Raw genomic sequence first — 23,722 nt, 5'->3', positions numbered from 1 at the left:
ACCCGCCCCCCGCCCCCCCCCCCCCACCGCCCCCCCCCACCGCCCCCCCCTCGAGACCCTGCCCCCCCCCCCACTCCTCCACCCCCCCCCCCCCCCCCCCCCCCCCCGCCGCCGCGCCCCCCCCCCCCCCCCCCCCCCCACCGGCCTTGGGAGGATTTAGCGGGCTGCGGTCCAGCCCTTGTAGTCCTTCAGGTTCTCGGCCGTGATGAGCTTCGGGTCGAGCAGGACGGTCGGCTCCGCCGGCTTCTTGCCGGCCAACAGTTCGGCCGCCATCGTCAGCGACTGGCCGGCCATCACATAGGGATCCTGCGAGGCCGAGGCCTTGATCATCGAGGTGCCGGAGGAGAGTTCCTTCTCGATATCGGGCGCGCCGTCGACGGCGGTGAAGATGAACTCCGAGCGGTTGAGCTGCTTGGCGGCAAGCTGGGCGCCGATCGCCGTCGGATCGTTGATGGCAAACACCGCATCGATCTTGTCGAAGCGGGTGAGCAGCGACTGGAACACCTTCAGGCCGCCGTCGCGCGAGCCTTCGGCATTCTGGTCGTCGGAGAGGATCTTGATGTCGGGATGCTGCGCCAGCACGTTCTTGCAGCCCTTCACCCGCTCCAGAATCGACGACGATGCCGGTCCGTTGAGGATGACGTAGTCGCCCTTGCCGCCGGTGTGGTCGACCAGGTATTGGCAGGCCTCTTCGCCGGCCTTGACGTTGTTGGTCATCACGGTCACGTCGGCGCCCGGCGCCGAAACGTCGAAGGCGGCAACGACGATACCCGCAGCCTGTGCCTTCTTCACCGCCGGCGCGATCGCCTTGGCGTCGACGGCATTGAGCATGATCACGTCGACACCGGCGGCGATGAACGAATCGACCTGCGAGACCTGCTTGTTGAGGTCATAGTCGGCCGACACCGAGGTCACCTCGACCTTTGGGTTGATCTTCTTGGCCGCGTCCTCGATGCCCTTGATGGTGGCGACGAAGAAGGGATTGCCGAGCAGGCCGACCGAGATGCCGACCTTATTGAGGTCCTTGGCCGAAGCAGGCGCGATGGCGAGCGACGCGAGTGCGACGCCGCAGAGCAGTTTGGCGATGGTCTTCATTGCTTTCCTCCGATTGCCCCGCGCCTCTCACGGTGCGTTACATGAAACCGGTCGTTGACGCCGGCGACTAAGGTCAATCACGTTCTTGCTCCTGCCTGGAGCCTGTAGCGGTCGAGGGCGACCGCCACGATGATGACCAATCCCTTGATGATGTACTGCCAGATGTCGGAGACACCGGCCAAGATGAGCCCGTTGGAGAGCACCGCGATGATCAGGCCGCCGATCAGCGTACCCCAGATCGAGCCGACGCCACCGACGAAGCTGGTGCCGCCGAGGATGACAGCGGCAATGGCGTCGAGTTCATAGGACTGCCCGAGCTGCAGCCCGTTGGCGGCATAGAGCCGGGCCGCCGACATGGCGCCGCCAAGGCCGGCCAGCAGGCCGGAAATGCCATAGACGAAGAGCAGCACCAGCGGCACCTTGATGCCGGTCAGCCGCGCCGCTTCGGCATTGCCGCCGACGGCATAGATCCAGGTGCCGAGCACGGTGCGCTTGAGCACCAGCCAGGACAGCACCACCACCGACAGCGCGATGATGACCAGCCACGGAATGCCGAACAGCGAACCGTTGCCGATGAAATCGAACGGCAGGTCCGAATTGAACACCGTGGTGTCCTGGCCGAGCAGGCGGGCGACGCCGCGCACCGCGGTCAGCGAACCCAGCGTGACGATGAAGGGCGGCAGCTTGATATAGGCGATGAGCAGCCCGTTGATGAGGCCGAAGCCGAGGCCGACCAGAATGGCCGCCGGCACACCGAGCAAACCCCAGTCGGGCACCAGCGACACCATCACCGCCACCATCGCCGATGCGGCCAGGATGGCGCCGACGGACAGGTCGATACCGCCGGTCAGGATGACGAAGGTCATGCCGGCCGCCAGCACGATGTTGATCGACGACTGCTGGGTGACGATCAACAGGTTGGTCTCGGTCAGGAAGCGCGGGTTCAGGAACTGGAAGCCGGCCGCCAGCAGGATCAGCACCGGCAGCATGCCAAGGGCAGCGAAAGCCGTGCGCAACCGTCGGCTGGTGCCGGTGGCCTGGCCGCCTGCGCTGATCTCGGTCGCCTTGTCGGTCATTGCTGAGCCGCTCCCGTTGCAAGTTCCATGATTTTTTCCTGGCTTAGCGGTTCGCCTTGCGATGCCGTCACCTCGCCCGATATCGTGCCGTCGCGCATCACCAGCACGCGGTCGGCGACGCCGATCACCTCGGGCAGTTCGCTGGAGATCATCAGGATGGCGATGCCCTGTTTGGCGAGATTGTCGATCAGCCGGTAGATTTCCGATTTCGCCCCGACATCGACGCCGCGGGTCGGCTCGTCGAGGATGACGACCTTCGGCTCGGTTTCGAGCAGGCGGGCGAGCAGCACCTTCTGCTGGTTGCCGCCCGACAGCGAGCCGGCATTGGCCTGCACCGAACTGGTGCGGATGGAGAGACCGGCAACGGCCTTGGAAGCGCGCCTTTCGGCGGCCGCGAAGTCGCGCAAGCCGCCGGCGCGCGAATCCCGCGCCAGCACGCCCATGCTGATGTTGTCGGAAATCGACATGTCGAGGAACAGGCCGAGTTCCTTGCGGTCCTCGGTCAGATAGGCGATGCCGGCATCGAGCGCCTCGCGCGGCGAGCCGATGGTTACAGGTTTGCCGTCGAGTTCCAGCGTGCCTGACACGCGCCTGTCGGCGCCGAAGATCAGCCGCGCAAGCTCGGTACGGCCGGAACCGACCAGACCCGCCAGCGCCAGCACCTCGCCCTTGTGCAGGTCGAACGAACAGTCTTTCAGGAGACGGCCGTCGGACATGCCACGCACCGAGAGCGCCACCGCGCGCTTTTCGTCCGGCGGCCGATGATCCTTCTTGTAGAAAGCCGACAGATCGCGGCCGACCATCATCGAGACGAGGCGCGAGGCGCTGAGGTCGGCACGTTCGAGCGTACCGACATAACCGCTGTCGCGCAGCACGCTGACGCGATCGGCAAGCTGGTAGACCTCTTCCATGCGGTGACTGATGTAGATGATGGCGATGCCTTGCGATTTCAGCGTCGCGATGACCTCGAACAGCCGGTCGGTCTCGCGCGAGGTCAGCGACGTCGTCGGCTCGTCCATGACGATGATGCGCGCATTGGTCGACAGCGCGCGGGCGATCTCGACCAATTGGCGCTCGCCGAGCGACAGGCTGGAGACCATGTCGCGGGCCGAAAAGGAGACGCCCAGACGCGCGATGATCTCCCTGGCGCGCCGGGTGCACTGGTCACGATCGACGATGCCGAAGCGTCGCGGCTCGTTGCCGAGGAAGATGTTCTGCGCCACCGTCAGATTGGGCGCCAGCGACAGCTCCTGATAGATCACCGCGACGCCGCTGGCGCGCGCCTTGATCGGATCGCCGGTCGCGGCCGGCATGCCGTCGATCAGGATCTCACCGCCGGCATCCGGCCGATAGGCGCCTGAAAGCACTTTCATCAATGTCGACTTGCCGGCGCCGTTCTCGCCCATCAAGGCGTGCAGCTCGCCGGCATGGACGCTGAGCGAGACATCGTGCAAGGCACGGATGGTGCCGAACGTCTTGGAGATGTGGCGCATCTCCAGCACCGGCTGGCGCACCGTCTCGGCCTTGGCAATCGCACTCATCGCGCGCCTCCCGCCACCGCACCAGCGACGCCCCGGTCCATGGTGGCGGCACGCCAATTGCCGCGATAGCCTGCCAACCCGGTGAAACGCGACGCGCGCACCGGCTCCGGAACTTCGGCGGCGAATTCGCGCTCAACGCTCTCGAAGGCGAGCGCCGCTGCACCGGTGGCACTGCCCTCCAGCGTGGCGCCCTGCAGGAAAGCCTGGTCGGGACGCAATTGCGCCAGCAGTCCGGCGAGCAGACCGCCCGTGTTCAGCCCGCCATCGACGATCACCGTGTTGTTCGAATGGATGAGATCGAGCGACAGATCGACCATCAGCGCGACGTAGAGCAGCGCCGTAGCCGCGCGTTCCTCGGCATTGGGCGCGCGCCCCGCCAGTCGGCCGGAATGCCCCGCCATCGGCCCGCCCGGCGCGAAGCTCGGCAGCGCCATGATGCCGGCATCGATCACCCGCTGCACCGCCGGGCCGGCGATCTCGCCTTGCCAGCCGGCGCTGATGGTTGCGAATTCACGCCCGCCCATGAAGCGGATGGTCGGCACTGGGCCGCCGCCGACATCGACATTGACCAGCATGTCGCGGTCCCGGTCGAGCGCGTCGAGGGGACAGGACGGATTGAGCACGACGACCCAGGTGCCGGTAGAAACGACGGTGACCGGGCCAAGCTCCTGCCGGCGATAGGCATGCAGCGCCGCATTCGAGTCATGGACGCCGTTGTGGATGGCGATCGGGCTTGCCGCAGCGCCGAGGCGCTGCTCGCCGATAACGGTGCCGGCGCGCTCGAAGGCAGGCATCCGGTCACGCCAGCCCTGCGCGTCGACCAGCGAGGAAAAATCTTGGCGGCGCGGCGCCCACAAATGCGAATGGCAGCCGAGATAGGATACTTCCGAGACCGCCCGTCCGCCAAGGCGCCAGCTCCAATATTGCGGATAGCCGAGGATCGATTTCGACGCGGCGAACGCGTCGGGCTCGACCTCCTGCAGCCACAGCATGTGGCGGCCGTAGTTGAAGCCCAGCGGCAACCGCGGCGAGAAGGTCTCGGCAAAGCCCGGAATGCGGCGATCGATCCGCGCGGCAATCTCGGCCGGCGGCTCTTGCTCGTAATCGAGGATCGGATGCGTCAGCGCCGCCTCGTCGACCAAGGCAAAGGTGCAGCCATGGCCCGAGACCATGACCCCTTCCACTCCATGACCATCGACCGCATCGGCAACGGCGCTGAGCGCCCAATGGTGGAGCGCCGCCTCGTCGAGCACGCTGAAGCCGCCTTGGCGCACCCATTTCGGCTGGGTCCGGCGCTCGTCGACAATGCGCCCGTCCTGGCCGAAGACGAACAGCTTCGAATTGGTCTTGCCGAAATCGAGGACAGCCACCTTCACTGGATGGCTCCCGAGGCTATCCGCACCATGACGCCGGCGTCTTCCAGCATGCGCGCATCGGCATCGGAAAGACCGTCGTCGGTGACCAGCGTGCCGATGCGGGAAAGCGGGAGCGCGACATTGCGCGCGTGGATCGACAGTTTGCGGCTGTCGGCCAGCACCACGATCTGGTCGGCGCAGAGGCTGAGATCGACGATCGAGCGCACCAGCAGCGGGTGCGATTCCATCACGCCTTCCTGGCCAAGGCCTTGCGCGCCGAGAAAGAATTTGGAGGCGTAGAAGGGCACGGCCTGGGTGAGCGAATGAATGATGCCGGGTTCGCGATGCAGATCACCGCCCGCAACCGTCAGGCTGCAATGGCCGTGGTCGCTGAGATAGGCCGCCAGCGGCATCGAGTTGGTGTAGAGGCGGATGTTGCGCTCGGCGAGCTTGACCCCGAGATGGAAGCAGGTCGAGCCGCCATGCACGATGACGGCGTCGCCGTCACGCACCATGGTCGCCGCGAGAGCGGCGATCTGCCGCTTGGCCTCGACCGCAAGGTCGCGGTTCTCGTCATAGGGCCGGGCGTAGGCGACACCGGCCTGGGAAGCGCCGTCGAGCGCCGAGATGCCGCCATAGACCTTCCGCGCTTCGCCGGCTTCGTCGATCCTGTCGATATCGCGCCTGACCGTCGCGGCTGAAACGCCAAGCCGTTCCTGCAGCTCGCGCACCGAAGCGAACGGACGATCCCGCAGCAGTTCGACGATCTGACGCTGGCGGCCGGAGTCTATCAATTCTTTCCTCCCGGATGCCATTTCCATGGCAGTTGGCGCAACTTACTCAACATTAGCCGGATTGCAAGCGGGTTTTGATGATACTAGATCACTATTGACGTAGATCACTCGTATCTGCGATATCAGCGCCAATTCGACCCCGGCAACGGGATTTCGCGCAGGACACGGCCGAGCCGTTGGAGGAAAAGCGCCATGGCGACCCAAGCTGACGCGCAGGAACTGGCGGCCTTACGGGCGCTTTCGGCCAGCATCGGGCAGAGCCCGCATCTGACCCAGGCGGCAGGCGGCAACACCTCGCTGAAAGCCGGCGACACGCTGTGGATCAAGGCCTCCGGCACCTGGCTGAAGGACGCGCTGGTCGATGACATCATGGTGCCGGTGGCGATGGCGCCGTTGCTGAGAGCCGTCGAACAGCGCGATCGCGCCGCCGACCAGCCGCAGGGTTTCACCATTGCAGCGCTCAACCCGCGCGGCCTGCGGCCGTCGATCGAGACCACGGTGCACGCCCTGATGCCGCAGCGCGTGGTTCTTCACGTCCATTGCGTCGACACCATCTCGCTTGCCGTGCAGGCCGATGGCGAGGCCGAGGTCGCCAGGCGGCTCGATGGCATCGACTGGGCCTATGTGCCCTATTTCCGGCCCGGCCTGCCGCTTGCACGCGGCATTGCTGAAAAACTGCGGCCTGGTGTCGACGTGCTGATCCTTGGCAATCACGGGCTGGTCGTCGCCGCCGAAACCGTCGCCGGGGCGGAGCTTCTGCTGCGCCGTATCAGGTCATTGCTGGCCCGGCCGGCGCGCGCGACCGCCGCACCCGACCTCGATGCCTTGGCGGCGCTTGCCGGCGACAGCTTCTACAGATTGCCGGCCGATGTCGAAGCGCATGCGGTTGCGCTCGACCCTGAGAGCCGCCGCATGGCGCAGGCCGGCAGCCTCTATCCGGACCACGTCATCTTCCTCGGCCAGGGCTCCATCGTGGCGAAACCGGGCGAGGCGGTGGCCGATGTCATTGCACGACTGGACACGTCGCCTGCGGCGATCCTGTTTCCCGGCGCAGGCGTGCTGATGCGCGGCGACGCCAGTGCCGGCGCCGATGCCATGCAACGCTGCCTCGCCGACGTGACGGCGCGCATCGACGTCGCCGCACGGCTGAACTATCTCACCGCTTCCGAGAATGACGAGCTGGTCAACTGGGACGCCGAGCAATATCGCCAGAAGCTCAACGCGGCTGGCGGCTAGCATGGACATGATGCCACTTGTCATCGGCATCGACCTAGGCACATCAGGTGCGCGCGCCGTCGCCATGCGCCCGGATTTTTCCATAGCCGGGCATTCGGCCGTTCCACTCGACAGGTTTGGCCGCGATGACCGAGCCCCCACGGCATGGTGGCAAGCGGTCAAGGCGGTGCTGACGGACCTGCTTTCCGGCATCGACCGCACGGCGGTCCGCGCCATCGCCATCGACGGCACCTCCGGCACGCTGCTGCCGGTCGACGCCGCCGGGCGGCCGCTGGCCGAACCGCTGATGTACAACGACAAGGTCGATGACGACGACATTCTGGCCGCGATCGACCGCACCGCGCCGGCTGCAAGTGCAGCGCACGGAGCGACATCCGGCCTCGCCAAGGCCCTGCGCTTCCAGCATCTGCCGGGCATTGCGGCGGTGCTGCATCAGGCCGACTGGATTGCCGGAAACTTCTCCGGCCGCTTCGACGTCAGCGACGAGAACAATGCCCTGAAGACAGGCTATGATGTCGAGGCCCGCCGCTGGCCGGAATGGATCGCCGCGACCGGAATGCGCGTGGAGTTGCTGCCGCGCGTGGTCGAGCCGGGCGAAGTCACCGGCGCCCTCACCGCGGAAGCCGGGGAACTGTTCGGCTTGCCGCGCGATGTGGCCGTCGTCGCCGGAACCACGGATGGCTGCGCCTCGTTCCTGGCGACCGGTGCTGCCGCGATCGGCGACGGCGTCACCGCGCTGGGATCCTCGCTGACCATCAAGATCCTGTCCGACCGGCCGATTTCGGCGCCGCGCTTCGGCATCTACAGCCACCGGCTCGGCAACGCCTGGCTGGCAGGCGGTGCGTCGAATTCCGGCGGCAAGGTGCTGGCTCAGCATTTTCCGCTCGCCCGTATCATCGAACTCAGCGCAAAAATCGACCCGGAGACCGACACCGGCCTCGATTACTATCCGCTTCCCGCCACGGGCGAACGATTTCCGATCGCCGATCCGGCGCTGCCGCCTCGCCTTGCACCCCGGCCGGCGGACGACGCCGATTATCTGAAAGCGATGTTCGAAGGCATCGCCGCGATCGAAGCGCTCGGCTATGACAGGCTTGCCGAACTCGGCGCGCCCGCGCTGATATCGGTCAGGAGCGTCGGAGGCGGGGCGGCGAACCCAGCCTGGACGGCAATCCGGCGGCGCAGGCTCGGCGTCGATTTCCTGCCCGCGCTTTCCGACGAGGCCGCCGCCGGCACGGCGCGGCTGGCGCTGATGGGTGCAAGCCGGGCAGGACTCCTATGAGCGCGAAAACGATCGAACGTCTCGACGGCATCGGGCCGCTGGCGGAGCGCTACGACGTGTTCCTGCTCGACCAGTTCGGCGTGCTGCATGACGGCACACGGCCCTATCCGGGCGCGGTGGCAGCGCTGTCGGCGCTGAAGCGCGCCGGCAAGACCGTGGTGCTGGTTTCGAACTCCGGCAGGCGGGCACGACCCAATGAAAGCCGGCTCATAAAACTCGGCTTCGAAGCGGGAAGCTGGGATCATTTCGTTTCTTCCGGCGAGGTGGCGTGGCGATCCTTCAGGGAGATGGCGACGTCGGGGAAGCTGCGCCCAGGGACAAAATGCCTGCTGATCAGCCGTGAAGCTGACCGCTCCGCGATCGAGGGCCTGCCTTTTGTGCTGACCGGGTCCGGCGATGAGGCCGAACTGGTGCTGATCGCGGCCAGCGAGGGTGACCGCTTTGACCTCGAGCATTATCGCAGGCTGTTCGCGCCGGCTGCAGAGCGGCGGGTGCCGTGTTTCTGCACCAATCCCGACATCATCATGCTGACGGCCGTTGGCCCTCGCTTCGGCGCCGGCCGTCTGGCCGATCTCTATGAAAGCCTGGGCGGCAGCGTTACCCGCATCGGCAAGCCCGACAAGGCGATTTTCGACGCCGCGCTGGCGCTGGCCGGCGAGCCGGACCGCGGCACCGTGGTCTGTGTCGGCGACAGCGTCGAACACGATATATCGGGGGGAAACAGCACCGGCATCGCCACCGCGCTGGTGCTGAGCGGAATACTGGCGGACACACCGGATCTCGCCGCTGTTTTCGACGAACAGCAGGCCTGGCCGGACTACATCACGGACAGCTTCAGCTTCCGCTGACCGCTTCCAGCATGCGCCGCGCGCTCTCCTCGTCGGTGATCAGGATGGTTGGGGCGATGAGGGTCATGGCGCCGAGCAGCGCTTCGGTTTTCTCCTCGCCACCGGAAGTGAGGATGCGGATCGGCGCCTTGCGCAGACGGTCGACATCCACCGACATCACGTGGCTGTTGACCGGATGGTCGACCAGATCGCCATTGCGGTCGAAGAAATGGAACAGGAGGTCACCAACGGCGCCACGCGCAAGCAGGGCCTCCCGATCCGCCTCCTTGAGAAAGCCGCCACGAGAGAAGGTGGTGGCGGAGGCGATCCCGCCGACGCTCAGCAGAACGGCATCGAGCACGTCGGCCATTTCGAAAATCTCCTGCAGGCCGCAGCGCTCGATCAGTGCGATCTTGGTCTCGACGCTGTCGACGACGGCTGGTGTCGGCATCAGATAGCCGTCGCCCTGGAATATCTGAGCGAAGCGCCAGGCGAACTCGGCTGGGTTGACCCGGCGCACGACGCCGACGCCGCCAAGCAGCGAAATCACCTTGAAGTCGGTGAGCGACTTGGCGCTGATGAAGGGCAGGCTCGAGAACAGCGTCTGCCCCCAGCCGACGCCGACCCGCATCCCGGACTTCATCGTGTCCGACAGGAAACTGCCGGTCTTGGCGCTGATCGCTGGTATCGGATCGGCATCGGGTGCCGAAAGCGGCGCCACCAGCGCCTGCTGCAGCCCGAACGTCTTCTCCAGCGCGCGCTCAAGCCGCACGATTTCCGACAATTCGCTCTCGATGGTGATCTTCACTTCGTTGCGCGCCCGGGCATCCGCCAGCATGCGCACGATGGTGACGCGACCGACGCCGAGCACGTCGGCGATCTCGTTCTGCGTCATCTGTTCGACGAAATACATCCAGGCGGCGCGAATCCTGAGGCGATCCGTCCGGCTTTCGCTGGCGACCTGCTCGGTTGCCTCGCCTCGACCGTCTTCGCTTTCGCCCTGTCGTCGTCTGCCCAAGTCTGTCTCTCCCCCTGCGGCGACGGACGAGCGCGCCGCCGCCGATTCTGCATGCTGGTCTAGTATCGCCTATTGATCTACCAATCGATAGGAGCAATGTAGAGAGTGGCGGCTGCCCCGGTTGGCGGCTATCCGCAGCAAATTTCAAGGCGATCCGCGATGCTCCGACAAATCTCCGAGGATGTCCGCGTCAATCTGAAGGACCGGCTGCGGGAAGTCCGCGAAATCATCCGCCAGAGCCGCCATGACGGCAGCGGCAATACCAGCATCCTGCGCGAAGCAACCAGCCATCTGCCGCCGTTTCCAGGCAAGGGCATCGAAGGCCTGCTCAGCCATGCCGCGAGTGCCGTCGACGAAGCGCTGTCGATCGCTGAAGCTTTCGTCCCGCATGAGCGCCCGATCAAGGTGGACGGCACCACGGTGAAGGGCCTCGGCACCTATTTCCCGGTCGGCAACGAGGATCGCCAACTGGGCGCCGAGCGCCTGTTTCGGCGCGATATGTATTATCTGACCAAGGCGGTGCTTGCCGGTCTGAACATCGACAGTGCCCGCATCCACGAAGCCGATTTCGCGGCCGTCCATGCCACGATGCGCAAGCGGCATGGCGATCTGCTGGCCGCGTTGGCCGCGCCAGGTGCCGGACTGCAGGCAATCGCGGCCACCTGTTCGGCGCTGCTGGTCGAGTGCCTCGGCCAGCGTCCGGTCCGCTTTGCCGAAACGGTGTCCGAAACGCCGGCGGTGGTGGGCAGCAGCGCACTTGACGTAAGCTGCCTGGCACCGCTCGCTTTGGCCTGCGGCCTGGCCACCGCCGGCAGGCACGGCGCGCCGGAGCCGGATATGCTGGAGATCGCGATCCTGGCGGCGGATATCCGCCACGACCGCATCGTTCAGGCCTGCGCCAAGGCAAACCCGATCGCTGAACTGACACCGGTGTTCGCCACCTTGCTTGCCCATCTGCCGTAGTTGGCCGGCCTGGGCTAGCCTTCAGCGGCCATGGCCATGATCGCTTTCTTGGCGCGCTGGATGGAAGCCGGGCTCATCGAGAGTTCGGTCAGCCCCATCTTCACGAAGGTCGCAATGAGATCGGGACGGCCGGCCGCCTCACCGCACATGCCGACCATGATACCGGCGGCGACGCCGGCTTTTGCCGTCATTTCGATCGCCGACATGACGGCCGGATTGGTGACATCGTTGAGCTTGGCGACCGTCGGATTGAGCCGGTCGGCGGCCATGATGTACTGGGTCAGATCGTTGGTGCCGATCGAGAAGAAAGCAACCTCCTTGGCCAGCGTCGGGGCGATCAGCACGGCGGCCGGGGTTTCGATCATTACGCCGAGATCGAAGGTCGCATGCGGCACGCCTTCGGCTTTCAGCTCGGCCGTGCATTCGTCAACCAGCACGCGCGTCTGCCTGACCTCCGAGAGGTCGGACACCATCGGCAGCATCACCTTGATGTTGCCGTGCACGGCTGCGCGCAGCAGCGCCCGCAGTTGGCGCTTGAAGATGTCGGGCCGGTCGAGACACATGCGGATGCCGCGCCAGCCGAGGAAGGGGTTTTCCTCGTCGGGAAATTCGATGCCGGCAATCGGCTTGTCACCGCCGATGTCGAGCGTGCGTACAATGACCGGATAAGGCGCAAAAGCCTTGGCCAGCGCCGCATAGGTCTCGGCCTGCATGTCTTCCGAGGGCAGATGCATATGGCGCATGAACAAAAGCTCGGTGCGGAACAGGCCGATGCCCATGGCACCAGCCTCTTGCGCCGCTTCGATTTCCTCGAGTGAGCCGATATTGGCCGCGACCTCGATGATCCTGCCGTCGGCAAGCTTCGGCGTCACCGTCTTGAAGATGGTCAGTCCGGCGCGCTCCTTTGCCGCCGCTTCGACGCGGCCGGCGAAATCGGCGCGGGTCGCCTCGTCGGGGTCGATGATCACATGGCCGGCATTGCCGTCGAGCGCGACGTCTCGCGCAGTACGCAAGGCATTCACCTGGCCGCCGAGGCCGAGCACTGCCGGAATGCCGTGCGAGCGGGCAATGATGGCGATGTGCGAGGTGGCGCCGCCATGGCCGCACACCACGCCGCCGATACGCTTCAGCGGCGCGCGTGCCAGATCCCAGGCGCCGATGTCATCGGCAATCAGGATAGCCCCTTCGGGTATGTTTTCGAGGCTGACATCGTCCTGCCCGAGCAACACGAGGCAGATCTGCCGCCCGACCGCATGAACGTCATCCGCCCGCGCGTTGAGATAGTGATCGTCGACCGCGCTGAATTCGGCGGCAATGTTGGAGGCGGCGGTGATGACGGCGGAGACCGCGTCATTGCCGCCCTTGATCAGGCCCTCGGCCTCACCAGTCAGGCTATCGTCGGCGGCGATATCCCTGAGCGCGGCGACGATGCCGCGGTCTCCAGCCGACAGGCTGTCCTGCGCCAACGCATAATCCATGCGGGCCTGGACCGCGCCGACAGCCGCGCGGAACCTGTCGATCTCGCCTTCTATCTCCTCGGCCCGCAACATGCGGCCCTGTCCGGCGATATCGGGCGGGAAATGCGCAAAGGCCGGGCCGATGGCGAAACCTTCGCTCGCGGCCACGCCACGCAGGCGGTTTGCCCCGTCAGGTGCCGCTGGCGCCGGTTCGGACGCGGGTGCCGCTTCCTGTCCGGCATCGTTCGCCGGACTCTGTGCTTCTGCTTCATCATCGAGGCCGGCCCGCGGATTCTCGAGATAACCGATCAGCGCCTCAAGCGCCTCGATGGCATCGGCGCCATTCGCCCGCACCGTGACTTCCTGGTTCTCCTTGACCGCCAGCAGCATCAGCTTGACCGAGCTCTTGGCGCTGACCGCCTTGCCGTCCTTGACCAGTTCGACGTCGGATTCGAAGCCCTTGGCGAGCTTCACGAACCGCGTCGCGGGACGGGCGTGCAAACCTTCATGCACTCTGACGATGGTCGAGCGTTCCATGGCAATACTCTGGTTTTGGGCGCCGCTCCCAACATAGGCCACGGCGCGAATGCTGTCAGGCGGCGATGGTGATGATCGCGCCGGTCTTCAGGGCGGCCACCAGCGCTTGCGGGTCGACTTGCGACGCACAGATCTCGCCCGGCCTCTCGGCCTCGGTAGCGCCGTTGAACGAGATGACGACATGGCCCATTTCCAGCACCTTGCTCCACGCGCTGGAGCCGACCGCTGTGATAACAGCGACAACCGGGCCGAGGGTGATCGAAGCGCCCTTGGCGGGCGCTCCGTCACTTGGTCCCTGCTCCGCCTTGTGGAGCACCGAAACCTCGGCAAGCTCCGGCGGCGAGCCATCCGCAAACAGGATGACCACGCCCCCTTCGGCAAGGTCCGCCACTTCAGGGCCGATGGCAGTGACCCGTGTTCTCAGCAGAACCGTCATATGGCGAACCTCATTTTCTCAACTTTCCCTAGAGCGGTGAACCGCTCTATCTCTTTGTTTTGACGCAATTTCCAAGGGAAAGCATTGTGCGCTTTTCCCTGGAATTGCCTTAGAACACGATCAGGCTGACAACCCAGGCGATCAGCACCGAGACCGGGCCCATGATCTGGCGGCTGATCAGCACCGCCGGAACACCGATTTCGATCGTCTTCGGCTTGGCCTCACCAAGCGCCAGGCCGACGGGGACGAAGTCGCAGCCCACCTGGGTATTGTAGGCAAACAGCGCCGGCAGTGCCATCGCCGGCGAAATCGTGCCGTTGGCGATCTGCGGGCCGATGATGGCGACGCCGATGACCTGCGCGATGACAGCGCCTGGCCCGAGAATGGGCGACAGGAACGGCAGGCCGCAGATCGCCGAGATGATCAGCAGGCCGACGATGTTGTTGGCCAGCGGACCCATCGGCTGCGCCAGCACATCGCCGATGCCGGTATACAGGATCAGACCGATGAGCATGGTCACGAAGGCCATGAACGGCAGCACGTTGCGGATGACCTGGTCGATGGTGCGGCGGCCGGCATTGAAGAAGATGCCGACGATACGTCCCATGACCCGGCCGATCGTGCTGATGAGGCCGATCAGCCCACCCTCGCTTGGCAGCGGCTGTGGTGCCGCGGCCGCATTGTTGCTTGAACTCATCGCTGCTGCTCCCCCTGCAGTCGTGACCGTTTCGGATCCGTCCGCCATTGTGATGTTGGCCGGCTTCACGCCCGAAACGTAGATGTCCTCGGTGATGAACTGGGCCAGCGGCCCCGATTGACCGACCGGCGTCAGATTGACGGTCGGGATGCGCTTGCGCGGATAGACGCCGCATCGTGCGGTGCCGCCGCAATCGACGACCACCACCGCCATCTCGCTTTCGATCGGCGGCGCCCTGAAGCCGTCGACGGCTTCGCCACCGGTCATGTCGGCAATAAGCTGCGCCACCGGGTGAATGCCACCACCGGTGACGGAAACCACCTTGCTGCGCTGTTCGGTCGGCTCGATCACGAGCGGGCCACCCCAACCGGTCTTGCCCCGGGAGATGCGTACGGCTTTGTATGTCTTGGCCATGATGTCCTCCCCGCCCTTACAGCTCGACGCCCTGGCGGCGTGCCATGATAGCGGTGATGCGTTCGGTCAGCATGCCCTTGAGCAGGATGACGACGAGACCGACGATGGCGTACCAGATCGCCACCTTGACGTGGTAGCCGGCGACGACGACGCCCTTCTTTTCCAGCTCCAGCAGCGCGACGAGAATGCCGCCCCAGACGAAATACTCGCCGGGATTGATGTGCGGGAACAGGCCGAGCGGCGGGTGCACATAGGACACGGCCGCGTCATAGAAGGCCGGCTTGTGCTTTTCTTCCAGGAACGATCCGAACGTATAGGCCATCGGATTGGTGAGGAAGAACACCGCCAGCAGCGGCAACAGCGTGTAGCGCGTCAGCGCGATCCGGCCGGCGCCGCGCGCCAGGCCATGCACGCGCTCTTCGCCGACCAGTTCGGTGACGGCGTAGAAGGCCGTCATCAGCACCACCAGCGTCGGGATGATGCCGGTGACGAAGCCGGCGAAGACCTCGCCGCCCTTCTGGAAGATGCCGATGAAGTACTTGCCGATGGCGGTCAGCCAGCCGAGCTGCTCTTCCTGCTGGACGTCCTTCAGCTTTTCCTTGAACTGATCGACGGTGATCGGTCCGCTGTCCGCTTGTGCGAGGACAACGAGATGGTCGGAGGCATGCTCGACTGCGAGCTTGCCATGCAATGCGGCATCCGAGACCATGGCACCTGCGACATGCAGATTGTGCACGGCCATGTCGGCATGCTGCGCCAACAACGAAAATACAGACATTTCTCCTCCTTATGCCACCCGCCGGTTGATCCCAGTCGGTGCGCGGCGTCCTCTATCCCTTTGATTTAGAGCCCGAAATCCTCCGGCCCTAAGCCCTTGCTATGTTCAAGCCGGACAGGCCCGGCTTCTTCCCCGGCTCCGACCGTGTCTTGTCGATCTGCTCGATCGCCCGTTTCACGGCCTCGGCCACACCGGGTTCCCCCTCCCCCATGATTGCAGGGTTGGACCGGAGTTTATCGAGGGGAACACCCTCGAATTCTTCATGTCTTTTGAATTTGGTGAAGACGGAACGGCCGCTCATCACCATCAGGCGGCGCACGACCAGATCAGGCGTCACCACGACGAGCGCGATGGTGCCCTTGGCCAACCGGCCGCGAAAATTGCCGGCTCCGACGAAGCCATCCTTGTACTGGTCGGTGACGCCCCTGAAGACATCCGAATAGTGCCGCATCTGCAGCCAGACGCCGAGCGACTGCAGCGCCCACACGATAACCAGCAGAAGCAGTCCCCACTGCCAAATCGCCATTCGGTTCTCCTCCCGAAGCCTCAGTTGAACCGCACCTTGGACCGGCGCGTGACAACAGCAAAGTGAGAACATTTGTTTCCGAGAATGTCAATATGTATGATATTGGCCTCGGCTGCGGTCATCTACAAGGGCGCTGACCGATTTCGGCCGTGGCGCTGTTGTGCTAGGCTGACCGGGAAACAGGATACGAGGAACATGGAGCTGCCCTTCAGGGACGAGCTGGCCTTGATGCCGGATCTTCGCCATCGGCTGCGGCAGCTGCGCTGGTTCCGCGCCACCTTTCGCGGCAGCGCCAAGGTGGTCTCGGACACGTTCGGCGTGCGCTTCGAGATCGACGAGGCCAAGCTCACCAGAGCCTTTCTCGACTGGGTCGAGATCATGGAAGCGCAGAAGCGCTTCGCCGCGATCGACCGCGCCGACTTCATCGTCTTTGCCGCCGGCCTCGTGCTGCGCGAGTTGATAAAACAGGCGCCGGCAAAAGAAATATCCGGCCTCACCCAACTGATCGAGACGGAAACGAACGCCGGCACGCTGGAAATCGTCCGCTTCTGGCCGGAGGGTTTCCTCTACACCAACTACTGCGTCTCGGTGATTTCGGCGATCCACGAGCAGGAATTCGGCACGGCACCCGGCATCGACAAATGCGCCGACGATTTGCGCACATGGTGGTCCTATCGCGAGAATGTGACCGAGATGCCGGCCTATGCGGTGGCTTTCCTCGACCGCTTTCTCGGCGCCGAACCGAACTGGATCACCCCAGATCGCGCGCAGTCCCGGCAAGCCATGCAACGGGCGCTCGGGTCTTCCCGTGCGAGCGATGCGTTGCGCCAGCTTTGAGCCCACTCTTCGCGCCCTCAAAAACGCACCCGCTATTGAACATTTGACTTTTTGCCGATAGCGATGTGCGAAAACTGACTCGAGAGGGAAACGCGTGGCGCAACCAAGGCCTATTATTTTCGATTGCGACGGCGTTCTTGTCGATAGCGAGCCTCTGGCCGCCCGCGCCTACGAGCGCGTCTACGAAAAGCACGGCATGCCCGGCGTCAACACCAGCATCATCGCCCAATGCATCGGCATGAAGCAGTCCGATATCATCGCCAGGATCAAGGATTTGACCGGGCACCAGTTTCCGGCGGCGGCGGACGGCGACATCTGGGCCGAGACCAAGGTGCTGTTCTCGCAGGAATTGAAGCCGACACCGGGAATCGCTGCGTTCCTCGAGACGCTTGCGGGCGACCGCTGCGTTGCCTCGTCCTCCTCCGTCGAGCGCATAAACCACAGCCTTGCTGTGACCGGGCTGGCGCGTTTCTTCGGCGATGCGATCTACAGCTCCTCGATGGTCAAGAACGGCAAGCCCGCGCCGGACATCTTCCTCTTCGCGGCGGACAAAATCGGCGCCAATCCCATTGACTGCATCGTCATCGAGGACTCGCCCTTCGGCATTCAGGGCGCGGTCGCCGCCGGCATGACCGCGATCGGCTACACCGGTGGCGGCCATACCTATGCCGAGCACGCTGCGCGGCTGACGGCTGCCGGTGCCGATTTCGTCTGCGCCGACTGGCAAGAAGTTAGCCGGCAATTGTCCGGGCTTGGCGTGCCGGCCTAATTCAGCGGATACTTGGCGAATCCACGACTGGCCCATTCGCCAGGCGGGACCAATGACCCCACACGGAAATTGAAGGATAGGACCCTCGTCGCATCGGGGTCGACTTCACACCGGAAGTTTAGATTGTACCAGGTATTTCTGGTGCTGAAGGCCGCCTGAGCAGGATTGAGGACATTGCCTTTGTCCAGCGTAATGGTTGGCACCCATTTGACCGTATAGTCCGCACTTTGCAGTTCCCGGCTGAGGACATTGCCGCAAAGGGTGGCCACGCGCTGACCGCGCGGCACATTCTCCATGGAGCTTGTAGCGAACGCATTGCCGGTGGCCCCTTGCGAGTAAAGCTTTCTGACGCCCGGAAGGCCGGAATAGATCGGTGATCCTGCAACGTCGTTGTTGGTGGGATTTGACCTTCCAGCATTCCCGATCGGCGCTTTGAAAGCTCTTGCGGGTTTGAACGTCATTGTCTTGGCAGGCTTGGTTTTGGGCTTTGCCTTTCCAGTCGAGGCTGGAGGCGCCGGCTTGTCACCGGTCTCAGCCGCCAATGGCTTTGGCGTCACGACGGCGTGCTTTTCGGCGGGTTGCGGTGCGAGTTCTTGTTTGTCCGGCTGCTGTTTGTCAGTGTCCTCGGTCGCCTGCTTCTCCTCGCTTTGCGCGGGCTTTTCGTCCGGCGCAACGGTGGCTGGCTTCTCGTCAGACTTGCTGGGCTCTGCCTTCTGCTGTGGCGTTGCAGCCGGGGCGGGCTGGGTCGGCGCGGGTGTCGGTGCTACAGGCGGCTTCGGCGCCTCATCCTTGGCCGGCGACGGCGTGTTGGGTTTAGCGCTGCTTCCGTCGAGCGATTTCTCCGGCCCGGTATCTTTCTGGCCGTACTGGAAAACGCGCTTCAAAACCTGGTCGTCTGGCGGTTTCGGCGGTTCCGGAGGCGGCTTTTGTTCAGGCGGCTTTTCAGCCTTCTTTTCAGGTGTCGGCTCCGGTGGCTTTGGAGCAGGTTTCGGCTTGGGCTTTTCGGGCGGGGGCACGATCGCGACATTGACGGGCTGTTCCTGCTGAGCCGGCTGCTGCTCGGGTCTCGGCAGGCCATAGACCAGAAACGCCGCGATGAGTGCATGCAGGATCAGCGATGCGGGCAAAGCCCACAGCAGATGCCGCCGCCGTTCTCCTGTTTCGCCCTTCATCCGCACCGATGTGGAATGAAATGGCGGCGGCTTCAAGCATAGGTAGTGGATTGGCTTGATTTAACCGCTGACAGGTTGGTGATCGGATGACGACGCGCGGATCAGCGCCGGTGAGATATGGCGCGACTCAAACCACCTCCACAATCCGATTGAAGCCCTGAGGTCAGCCAGTTTGCCGCTGGCGCGCGATCCCGTCCAGAAACCGTTCGTCCAGCCGTGTCTCGCCAAACCAGTTCAGCCGGTTGATGCTGATGAAGCCGGCATCGATCGCCTCGTTCTCGTCGCCCGGCTGGCTGTCATGAGCCCGACCGCGCGGCACCGTGATGACAGTGCGATCGCCGTCGCTTTCAACGATTTCGGCTCTGCGGGCGATCTTGTCGCGACCGATGCGCGGCTGTCGGATTTCGGCCGGCAGCAAGGTCGGCAGGTTGATGCTCAGCCAATGACCCTCAGCGGCCCAGTCGGCGCGCGATTGCCACAATGAAGCGATCAGCGCGCCAAGCCATTGGTCGTCGCCATCGGTGAAATCAGGATTCTTCACGCGGGAGAAGCCGATGGCTGGAACGCCCCAGAAAGTCGCCTCCCGCGCAATGCCGAGCGTTCCGGAATAGGCAAGGTCCTCGGCAACGTTGCGGCCATCGTTGACGCCCGACAGCACAAGGCCCGGTTTCTCGGAATCGGCGAACAGCCAGGTCATAGCGCTTACCACGCAATCGGCCGGGGTGCCGGAACAGGAGTACCAGTTCGGCTTGACGCGCCGCATGGTCAACGGCCTGGCAATCGTTAATGACGAGCTGGCAGCGGTGCGCTTGCCGTCGGGCGCGACCACCCAGACATCGTCGCTCAACGTGCCGGCGGCCTTGACGAGACGGGCAAGCCCCGGCGCTTCGATGCCATCGTCGTTGCAGATCAGAATTCTCATCGTTTTCTTGCCTCAGGCACCGTGATGCGCTGGCCGGTGCGGCATTGCGTCCGCAGCGACGGGATGTGGGCTTGCAAATCGCCGAGAAGGTCCGGCGTGCAGGAATGACCGAGTGCGGCGGGACGGCCGGCCGTTTCCCAGATGTCGACATTGCCCGACAGCGTCGGATGGGTCGGCATGCGCACCCAGTCCGCCCGGCCGGCCTTGTGCAACAGATCGCCCGGCGAACCTGACGGCAGATGGCCGGTAAGCAGCACCGGAAAACCGGAATGGTCGGCACGCGGCAAGAGGCGCGACGACGGGCCGGCCTCACCCATACCGTCATCCGCCAGCAACGGGATTGGCGGCAGGGGATCGGCATCGGTCCAGTCGGCTGCGTCTTGCAGGCGGCGAAGCAAGAGTTCTGAGACACTTGGCAACAGGGATGCGGTGGCGCCGATCTGCGCTTCCAGCGACGAACGCATGCCGGCATGGATCGCGAACGGCCCAGGCAAGGCCGCGATCAGCTCCAGCGACCGACCCGAGAGCGGCGTCGGCAAAAGACACCCGCCCGAATGCGTCGCAACCCACTGCGATATTTCGAGCGCCCGCGCCGCCCCCGGCACCGGATCGGCGCCATAGGAAGCATCGAGGACAAGCAGGTCGCAGTGCGGGATCGTGTCCATGACGAAGACATTGCTGTCCGGCACCACATCGGCCGAATAGGCGACGCGGCTCTCGCCATCGTCCACGGCAAACCAGACGCCGCCCACCACATGCCCGGAGCGTCCCGTTCGAATCGTGAGATTTCCGCTCTTCAGCGTATCGCCGGGTTCGAACAATTGGATGCGGTCTTCGGGAAAAGGGAACCGCCTGAAATCCTCGAGCTCAGCATAGCCCGCGAGCGTGGCAGGCGCCTCATTGCGGGTCTCCGCCGTCATGAAAATCGGGCCGGCATAGCCGCGCGACAGCAGCCAGCTCAGCGCGCCGACATGATCCTCATGCGCATGCGAGACGAACAGCGCTTCGATGTCGGCGGCCGACCCGTTCAGCGCCGGATAGTAGTCCGCCCCCGAGGCGCCGACCTTGATGCCGACGTCGAGCAGGATGCGATCCTTGCCGCTGCTCACAGCAAGGCTGGTGCGGCCCTTTTCGCCAAAGCCGCCGAGCAGGTCGAGCATCATCACGATGCCGCCCCCGCCGCCGGGATCAGCCAGCCGGACCTTATGCGCAGACGGGCCCGGGACCCGCTTTCCAGCATGACTGGGTCGGGCTGTTCGAAGTGCAAGGTGATGTCGGGACTGGTCGAAGGCGTGAATTCGATACGCGCCGAGCCACCCTGATAGATCACCCGCTTGACCAGGCCATCGAAGCCGGGACCGTCCGGCGACACGTCAAGATCGGCTGACCGGCAGCAGATCTTGGCGCCAGCGCGCGGCCGCTCGCCAGGCCGGCAGCGGACAACCAGTTCCGCGCCGAGAACCCGGACCTTGCAGTGGCCTCTTTCTTCCACACTCAACACATCCGCAGGCAGCAAAATGCCTTGCGAAATGAAGGATGCGACCATTTCATTTGCCGGCTCATGATAGAGCTCGCGCGGCGTCGCCAGCTGGGCAAGGCGCCCGCCATCCATCACCGCGATGCGGTCGGCCAATGCCATCGCCTCGGCCTGATCATGGGTGATGTAGACGATAGTGGTGCCGGTGCGCTTGTGGAAGGATGCGAACTCGTCCTCCATCGATGCCCTCAGATGCACGTCGAGATTGGCGAGCGGCTCATCGAACAGCACCAGCGAGGGCGCGGCGACAAGGCAGCGCGCCAGCGCCACGCGCTGGCGCTGGCCGCCGGAAAGATTGGCCGGCCGACGCTCGCCCAGCCCTTGCAGATCGACAAGGGCCAGTGCGTCTTCAACCTTCCGGCGGGCGACGGCCTTGTCGAGCTTCGCCACCTTCAGCGAATAGCCGATGTTCTCGGCCACCGTCATATGCGGCCACAGCGCATAGTTCTGGAAGACGATGCCGACGCGCCGCTTTTCCGGCGCGACGCTGCCGCCCTTGCCCGACACGGCCTCGCTGCCGATGCGGATTTCGCCCGACGTCACTTTCTCGAATCCAGCGACCAGCCTCAGCAACGTCGTCTTGCCGCAGCCGGAAGGGCCGAGCACTGCCAGGAACTCGCCGTCGGCGACGTCGATCGACACGTCCTTGACGGCATCGAAATTGGCGAAGCTCTTGGTCACATTGTCCAGGCTCAATCGCGCCATGGCAGCACTCCGGTCGGAAGGTAGGGGGCAAGCAGATTGGTCACCAGCATGAGCACGAAAGTGACCGCCACGGTGATGACGGACATCGCCGCCGCATAGTTGGAATCGCCGCCCTGCTCGAAGGAGAACATCACCACGCCGATGGTTTCCGAGCCCGACGACCACAGCAGTGCGGAAACGGTAAGTTCGCTTAAGGCCGTCATGAAGATCAGCAGGCCGCCGGCGATCGCCGCCGGTGCCACCAAGGGAAAGATGATCGTGCGCATGCGGGTGAACAGCCCGGCGCCTGCCACTTGCGCCGCTTCCTCCAGCGCCCGGTCGATCTGGTGATAGCCGCTGATGGTTGGCCGCAGCGCCAGCACCAGGAAGCGGGCGAGATAGGCGTAGAGGATGATCCAGACCGTGTTGTAGAGCTGGATGCCGGTGAGCGGGATCGGCCGCAGGAACATGAGCAGCGAGGCGATCGCCAGCACCACACCGGGCAGAGCATAGGGCAGTTCCACCGACAGATTGAGCAGCCGCACCCAGCGCTGCTTGCCCCAGGCGATCAGATAGCCGATCGGCACGGCGACCAGGACCGCGAAGAACGCAGCCGCGATCGACAGCCAGAAGCTGTTGAAGAAGGCACGGCTGGCGGCATCATGCTCGAACAGCACGAAGCGATAATTGTCGAAGGTTGCCGTCTTGGCGGTGAGCGCGATGCCGTAGCCCGGCACCAGCGATGTCAGAACCAGCCCGAACAGCGGCAGGAACAGCACCACGATGATCAGCAGCCACATGCCGGCCTGCACGGCCGGCCGCCATCGGCCGAGTTCGTATGGCTCAGCCGCCAGCGACGTGGAGCTGATGCGATAGTCCCGGCGGCGGCTCATGATCTCCTGGGCAAGGATGCCCGCCATGGCGATGATACCGATCAGCACCGACAGGAACGCGGTTTCGCCGAGCACGGCGGGGCCGCCGCCGGCCAGCTTCTGATAGATCAGCGTCGGCAGCACGAGATAGTTGGCGGGAATGCCTAGAAAGGCCGGAATGCCGAAATTGCCGACGCAGGAGACGAAGGCGAGTGCGGCGGCGGCCATGATCGAGGGCGTCATCAACGGCAGCACGATGGTGACCAGCACGGTGAACCAGCCGGCACCGCCCGCCCGCGCTGCTTCGACCAGCTCACGCGGCAGCTTGCGCAGGCCGGCGCGCACCAGCAGGAAGACCAGCGGGCCATACTGCACGCCGAGCAGCAGGATGATGCCCGATGTCGAATAGAGCGGGTTCCTGGTCCCGAGCGGCGGTGCCGCCCCGAACAGCTTGAGGAACGGGCTTGCCGGGCCGAACAATTGCAGCCAGGCCAGCGCCGTCACCTGCGGCGCGATCATCAGGGGCATGACGTAACAGAGCACCAAGGCGCTGCGAGCGCGGATATCGGTCAGCGTAACGAGCACTGCCACCAGCGTTCCCGACAGCACCGCAAGCAGGGTGCCGCCGATACCGACGACCAGTGTGTGCCAGGTGGCGATCCAGGTCGCCGGACTGGCGAGCCCCGCCTTTATCGCGACGGTCGACAGCGTGCCGCCGGGTGCCACGATTTCCTTGATCAGGCGCAGCATCGGCAGCAGCGAAAGCAGGACGATGACGATGGCCACCGCCGCCGTCAGGACCATTTCCTGGCCCCGGCTTTCCCTGATCCGTGTTGACATGATTGCTTTTCCTGGGATTGATCAGCCGATGCGCTCGGATTTCGCAGTCGGCATGCC

At 64.7% G+C, this 23,722-nt stretch carries 22 protein-coding genes; 6 read left to right on the top strand and 16 right to left on the bottom strand.

Annotated features, from left to right (window positions below):
• Positions 1-156: 156 nt before the first annotated feature.
• From NKJ11_RS21825 to NKJ11_RS21805, 5 genes are all read right to left on the bottom strand, one after another.
• Positions 157-1,095, bottom strand: a complete 939-nt coding sequence (locus tag NKJ11_RS21825) for an ABC transporter substrate-binding protein (RefSeq protein WP_027038073.1) — start codon at positions 1,093-1,095, stop codon at positions 157-159.
• A gap of 77 nt (positions 1,096-1,172) precedes the next feature.
• Complete coding sequence (locus NKJ11_RS21820; RefSeq protein ID WP_352611812.1) at positions 1,173-2,171, bottom strand: ABC transporter permease subunit; 999 nt, start codon at positions 2,169-2,171, stop codon at positions 1,173-1,175.
• Positions 2,168-3,712: a sugar ABC transporter ATP-binding protein gene (locus tag NKJ11_RS21815; RefSeq protein ID WP_352442064.1), complete on the bottom strand. Its 1,545-nt coding sequence runs from the start codon at positions 3,710-3,712 to the stop codon at positions 2,168-2,170. The genes NKJ11_RS21820 and NKJ11_RS21815 overlap by 4 nt, the downstream gene beginning before the upstream one ends.
• Positions 3,709-5,088, bottom strand: a complete 1,380-nt coding sequence (locus NKJ11_RS21810) for an FGGY-family carbohydrate kinase (RefSeq protein WP_352794255.1) — start codon at positions 5,086-5,088, stop codon at positions 3,709-3,711. Before NKJ11_RS21810 ends, NKJ11_RS21815 begins: the two co-directional genes overlap by 4 nt.
• A complete protein-coding gene (locus NKJ11_RS21805) occupies positions 5,085-5,861 on the bottom strand; it encodes a DeoR/GlpR family DNA-binding transcription regulator (protein WP_352611810.1) in 777 nt (258 codons plus the stop codon). Before NKJ11_RS21805 ends, NKJ11_RS21810 begins: the two co-directional genes overlap by 4 nt.
• 192 nt (positions 5,862-6,053) lie before the next feature.
• Between NKJ11_RS21805 and NKJ11_RS21800 the strand changes: the two genes are divergently transcribed.
• Genes NKJ11_RS21800 through NKJ11_RS21790 form a run of 3 tightly spaced genes read left to right on the top strand, consistent with a single transcriptional unit; the run spans position 6,054 to position 9,227 of the window.
• A complete protein-coding gene (locus NKJ11_RS21800) occupies positions 6,054-7,097 on the top strand; it encodes a class II aldolase/adducin family protein (protein WP_352442062.1) in 1,044 nt (347 codons plus the stop codon).
• Between the two features lie 7 nt (positions 7,098-7,104).
• Positions 7,105-8,379 carry an FGGY-family carbohydrate kinase gene (locus tag NKJ11_RS21795; RefSeq protein WP_352611814.1) on the top strand — a complete coding sequence of 425 codons (1,275 nt, stop codon included), beginning with the start codon at positions 7,105-7,107 and terminating at the stop codon, positions 8,377-8,379.
• Positions 8,376-9,227 carry a TIGR01459 family HAD-type hydrolase gene (locus NKJ11_RS21790; protein WP_352611809.1) on the top strand — a complete coding sequence of 284 codons (852 nt, stop codon included), beginning with the start codon at positions 8,376-8,378 and terminating at the stop codon, positions 9,225-9,227. The genes NKJ11_RS21795 and NKJ11_RS21790 overlap by 4 nt, the downstream gene beginning before the upstream one ends.
• On the opposite strand, the gene NKJ11_RS21785 is transcribed toward NKJ11_RS21790, so the two are convergent.
• Positions 9,214-10,224 carry a sugar-binding transcriptional regulator gene (locus NKJ11_RS21785; protein ID WP_023811047.1) on the bottom strand — a complete coding sequence of 337 codons (1,011 nt, stop codon included), beginning with the start codon at positions 10,222-10,224 and terminating at the stop codon, positions 9,214-9,216. The two genes, NKJ11_RS21790 and NKJ11_RS21785, sit on opposite strands and share 14 nt — an antisense overlap.
• Before the next feature lie 159 nt (positions 10,225-10,383).
• On the opposite strand from NKJ11_RS21785, the gene NKJ11_RS21780 reads away from it, so the two are divergent.
• A complete protein-coding gene (locus tag NKJ11_RS21780; protein ID WP_352629308.1) occupies positions 10,384-11,187 on the top strand; it encodes a hypothetical protein in 804 nt (267 codons plus the stop codon).
• 14 nt (positions 11,188-11,201) lie between these two features.
• On the opposite strand, the gene ptsP is transcribed toward NKJ11_RS21780, so the two are convergent.
• From ptsP to NKJ11_RS21755, 5 genes are all read right to left on the bottom strand, one after another.
• Positions 11,202-13,181 carry a phosphoenolpyruvate--protein phosphotransferase gene (gene ptsP, locus NKJ11_RS21775; RefSeq protein WP_352794254.1) on the bottom strand — a complete coding sequence of 660 codons (1,980 nt, stop codon included), beginning with the start codon at positions 13,179-13,181 and terminating at the stop codon, positions 11,202-11,204.
• A gap of 55 nt (positions 13,182-13,236) precedes the next feature.
• Complete coding sequence (locus tag NKJ11_RS21770; RefSeq protein ID WP_023811044.1) at positions 13,237-13,617, bottom strand: PTS glucitol/sorbitol transporter subunit IIA; 381 nt, start codon at positions 13,615-13,617, stop codon at positions 13,237-13,239.
• A 109-nt stretch (positions 13,618-13,726) separates the two neighbouring features.
• Positions 13,727-14,728, bottom strand: coding sequence for a PTS glucitol/sorbitol transporter subunit IIB (srlE, locus tag NKJ11_RS21765; RefSeq protein ID WP_023811043.1), 1,002 nt, complete (start codon positions 14,726-14,728; stop codon positions 13,727-13,729).
• A gap of 16 nt (positions 14,729-14,744) precedes the next feature.
• Positions 14,745-15,506 (bottom strand): PTS glucitol/sorbitol transporter subunit IIC, encoded by a 762-nt coding sequence (gene srlA / locus NKJ11_RS21760; protein ID WP_013529328.1) that lies wholly within the window; start codon positions 15,504-15,506, stop codon positions 14,745-14,747.
• 88 nt (positions 15,507-15,594) lie between these two features.
• Positions 15,595-16,032, bottom strand: coding sequence for a transcriptional regulator GutM (locus tag NKJ11_RS21755; protein WP_023811041.1), 438 nt, complete (start codon positions 16,030-16,032; stop codon positions 15,595-15,597).
• A 195-nt stretch (positions 16,033-16,227) separates the two neighbouring features.
• Here NKJ11_RS21755 and NKJ11_RS21750 point away from each other — a divergent pair, with 195 nt between their 5' ends.
• Both NKJ11_RS21750 and NKJ11_RS21745 read left to right on the top strand, forming a co-directional pair.
• Positions 16,228-16,869, top strand: a complete 642-nt coding sequence (locus tag NKJ11_RS21750; RefSeq protein WP_023811040.1) for a hypothetical protein — start codon at positions 16,228-16,230, stop codon at positions 16,867-16,869.
• Positions 16,870-16,963: 94 nt separating this feature from the next.
• On the top strand, positions 16,964-17,638 hold the full coding sequence (locus NKJ11_RS21745) for an HAD family hydrolase (protein ID WP_128304698.1): 675 nt from the start codon (positions 16,964-16,966) through the stop codon (positions 17,636-17,638).
• Here the strand turns inward: NKJ11_RS21745 and NKJ11_RS21740 are convergent.
• The 5 genes from NKJ11_RS21740 to NKJ11_RS21720 form a co-directional block, all read right to left on the bottom strand.
• A complete protein-coding gene (locus tag NKJ11_RS21740) occupies positions 17,635-18,810 on the bottom strand; it encodes a DUF930 domain-containing protein (RefSeq protein WP_352794253.1) in 1,176 nt (391 codons plus the stop codon). The two genes, NKJ11_RS21745 and NKJ11_RS21740, sit on opposite strands and share 4 nt — an antisense overlap.
• A gap of 163 nt (positions 18,811-18,973) precedes the next feature.
• Positions 18,974-19,732 carry a 5'/3'-nucleotidase SurE gene (locus tag NKJ11_RS21735; protein WP_128305055.1) on the bottom strand — a complete coding sequence of 253 codons (759 nt, stop codon included), beginning with the start codon at positions 19,730-19,732 and terminating at the stop codon, positions 18,974-18,976.
• Entirely contained in the window at positions 19,729-20,895 is a 1,167-nt protein-coding gene (locus NKJ11_RS21730) for an MBL fold metallo-hydrolase (RefSeq protein WP_352794257.1), read from the bottom strand. The genes NKJ11_RS21735 and NKJ11_RS21730 overlap by 4 nt, the downstream gene beginning before the upstream one ends.
• Positions 20,895-21,974 carry an ABC transporter ATP-binding protein gene (locus NKJ11_RS21725; RefSeq protein ID WP_128305054.1) on the bottom strand — a complete coding sequence of 360 codons (1,080 nt, stop codon included), beginning with the start codon at positions 21,972-21,974 and terminating at the stop codon, positions 20,895-20,897. Before NKJ11_RS21725 ends, NKJ11_RS21730 begins: the two co-directional genes overlap by 1 nt.
• Positions 21,962-23,665 carry an ABC transporter permease gene (locus tag NKJ11_RS21720; protein WP_352794252.1) on the bottom strand — a complete coding sequence of 568 codons (1,704 nt, stop codon included), beginning with the start codon at positions 23,663-23,665 and terminating at the stop codon, positions 21,962-21,964. Before NKJ11_RS21720 ends, NKJ11_RS21725 begins: the two co-directional genes overlap by 13 nt.
• Positions 23,666-23,722 lie beyond the last annotated feature (57 nt).

This window comes from Mesorhizobium sp. M0243, assembly GCF_040321775.1.
In the GTDB taxonomy this organism is placed as follows: Bacteria; Pseudomonadota; Alphaproteobacteria; order Rhizobiales; family Rhizobiaceae; genus Mesorhizobium.
Note: the sequence above shows the minus strand (reverse complement) of the source record. Positions and strands in the feature narration are given on the sequence as shown.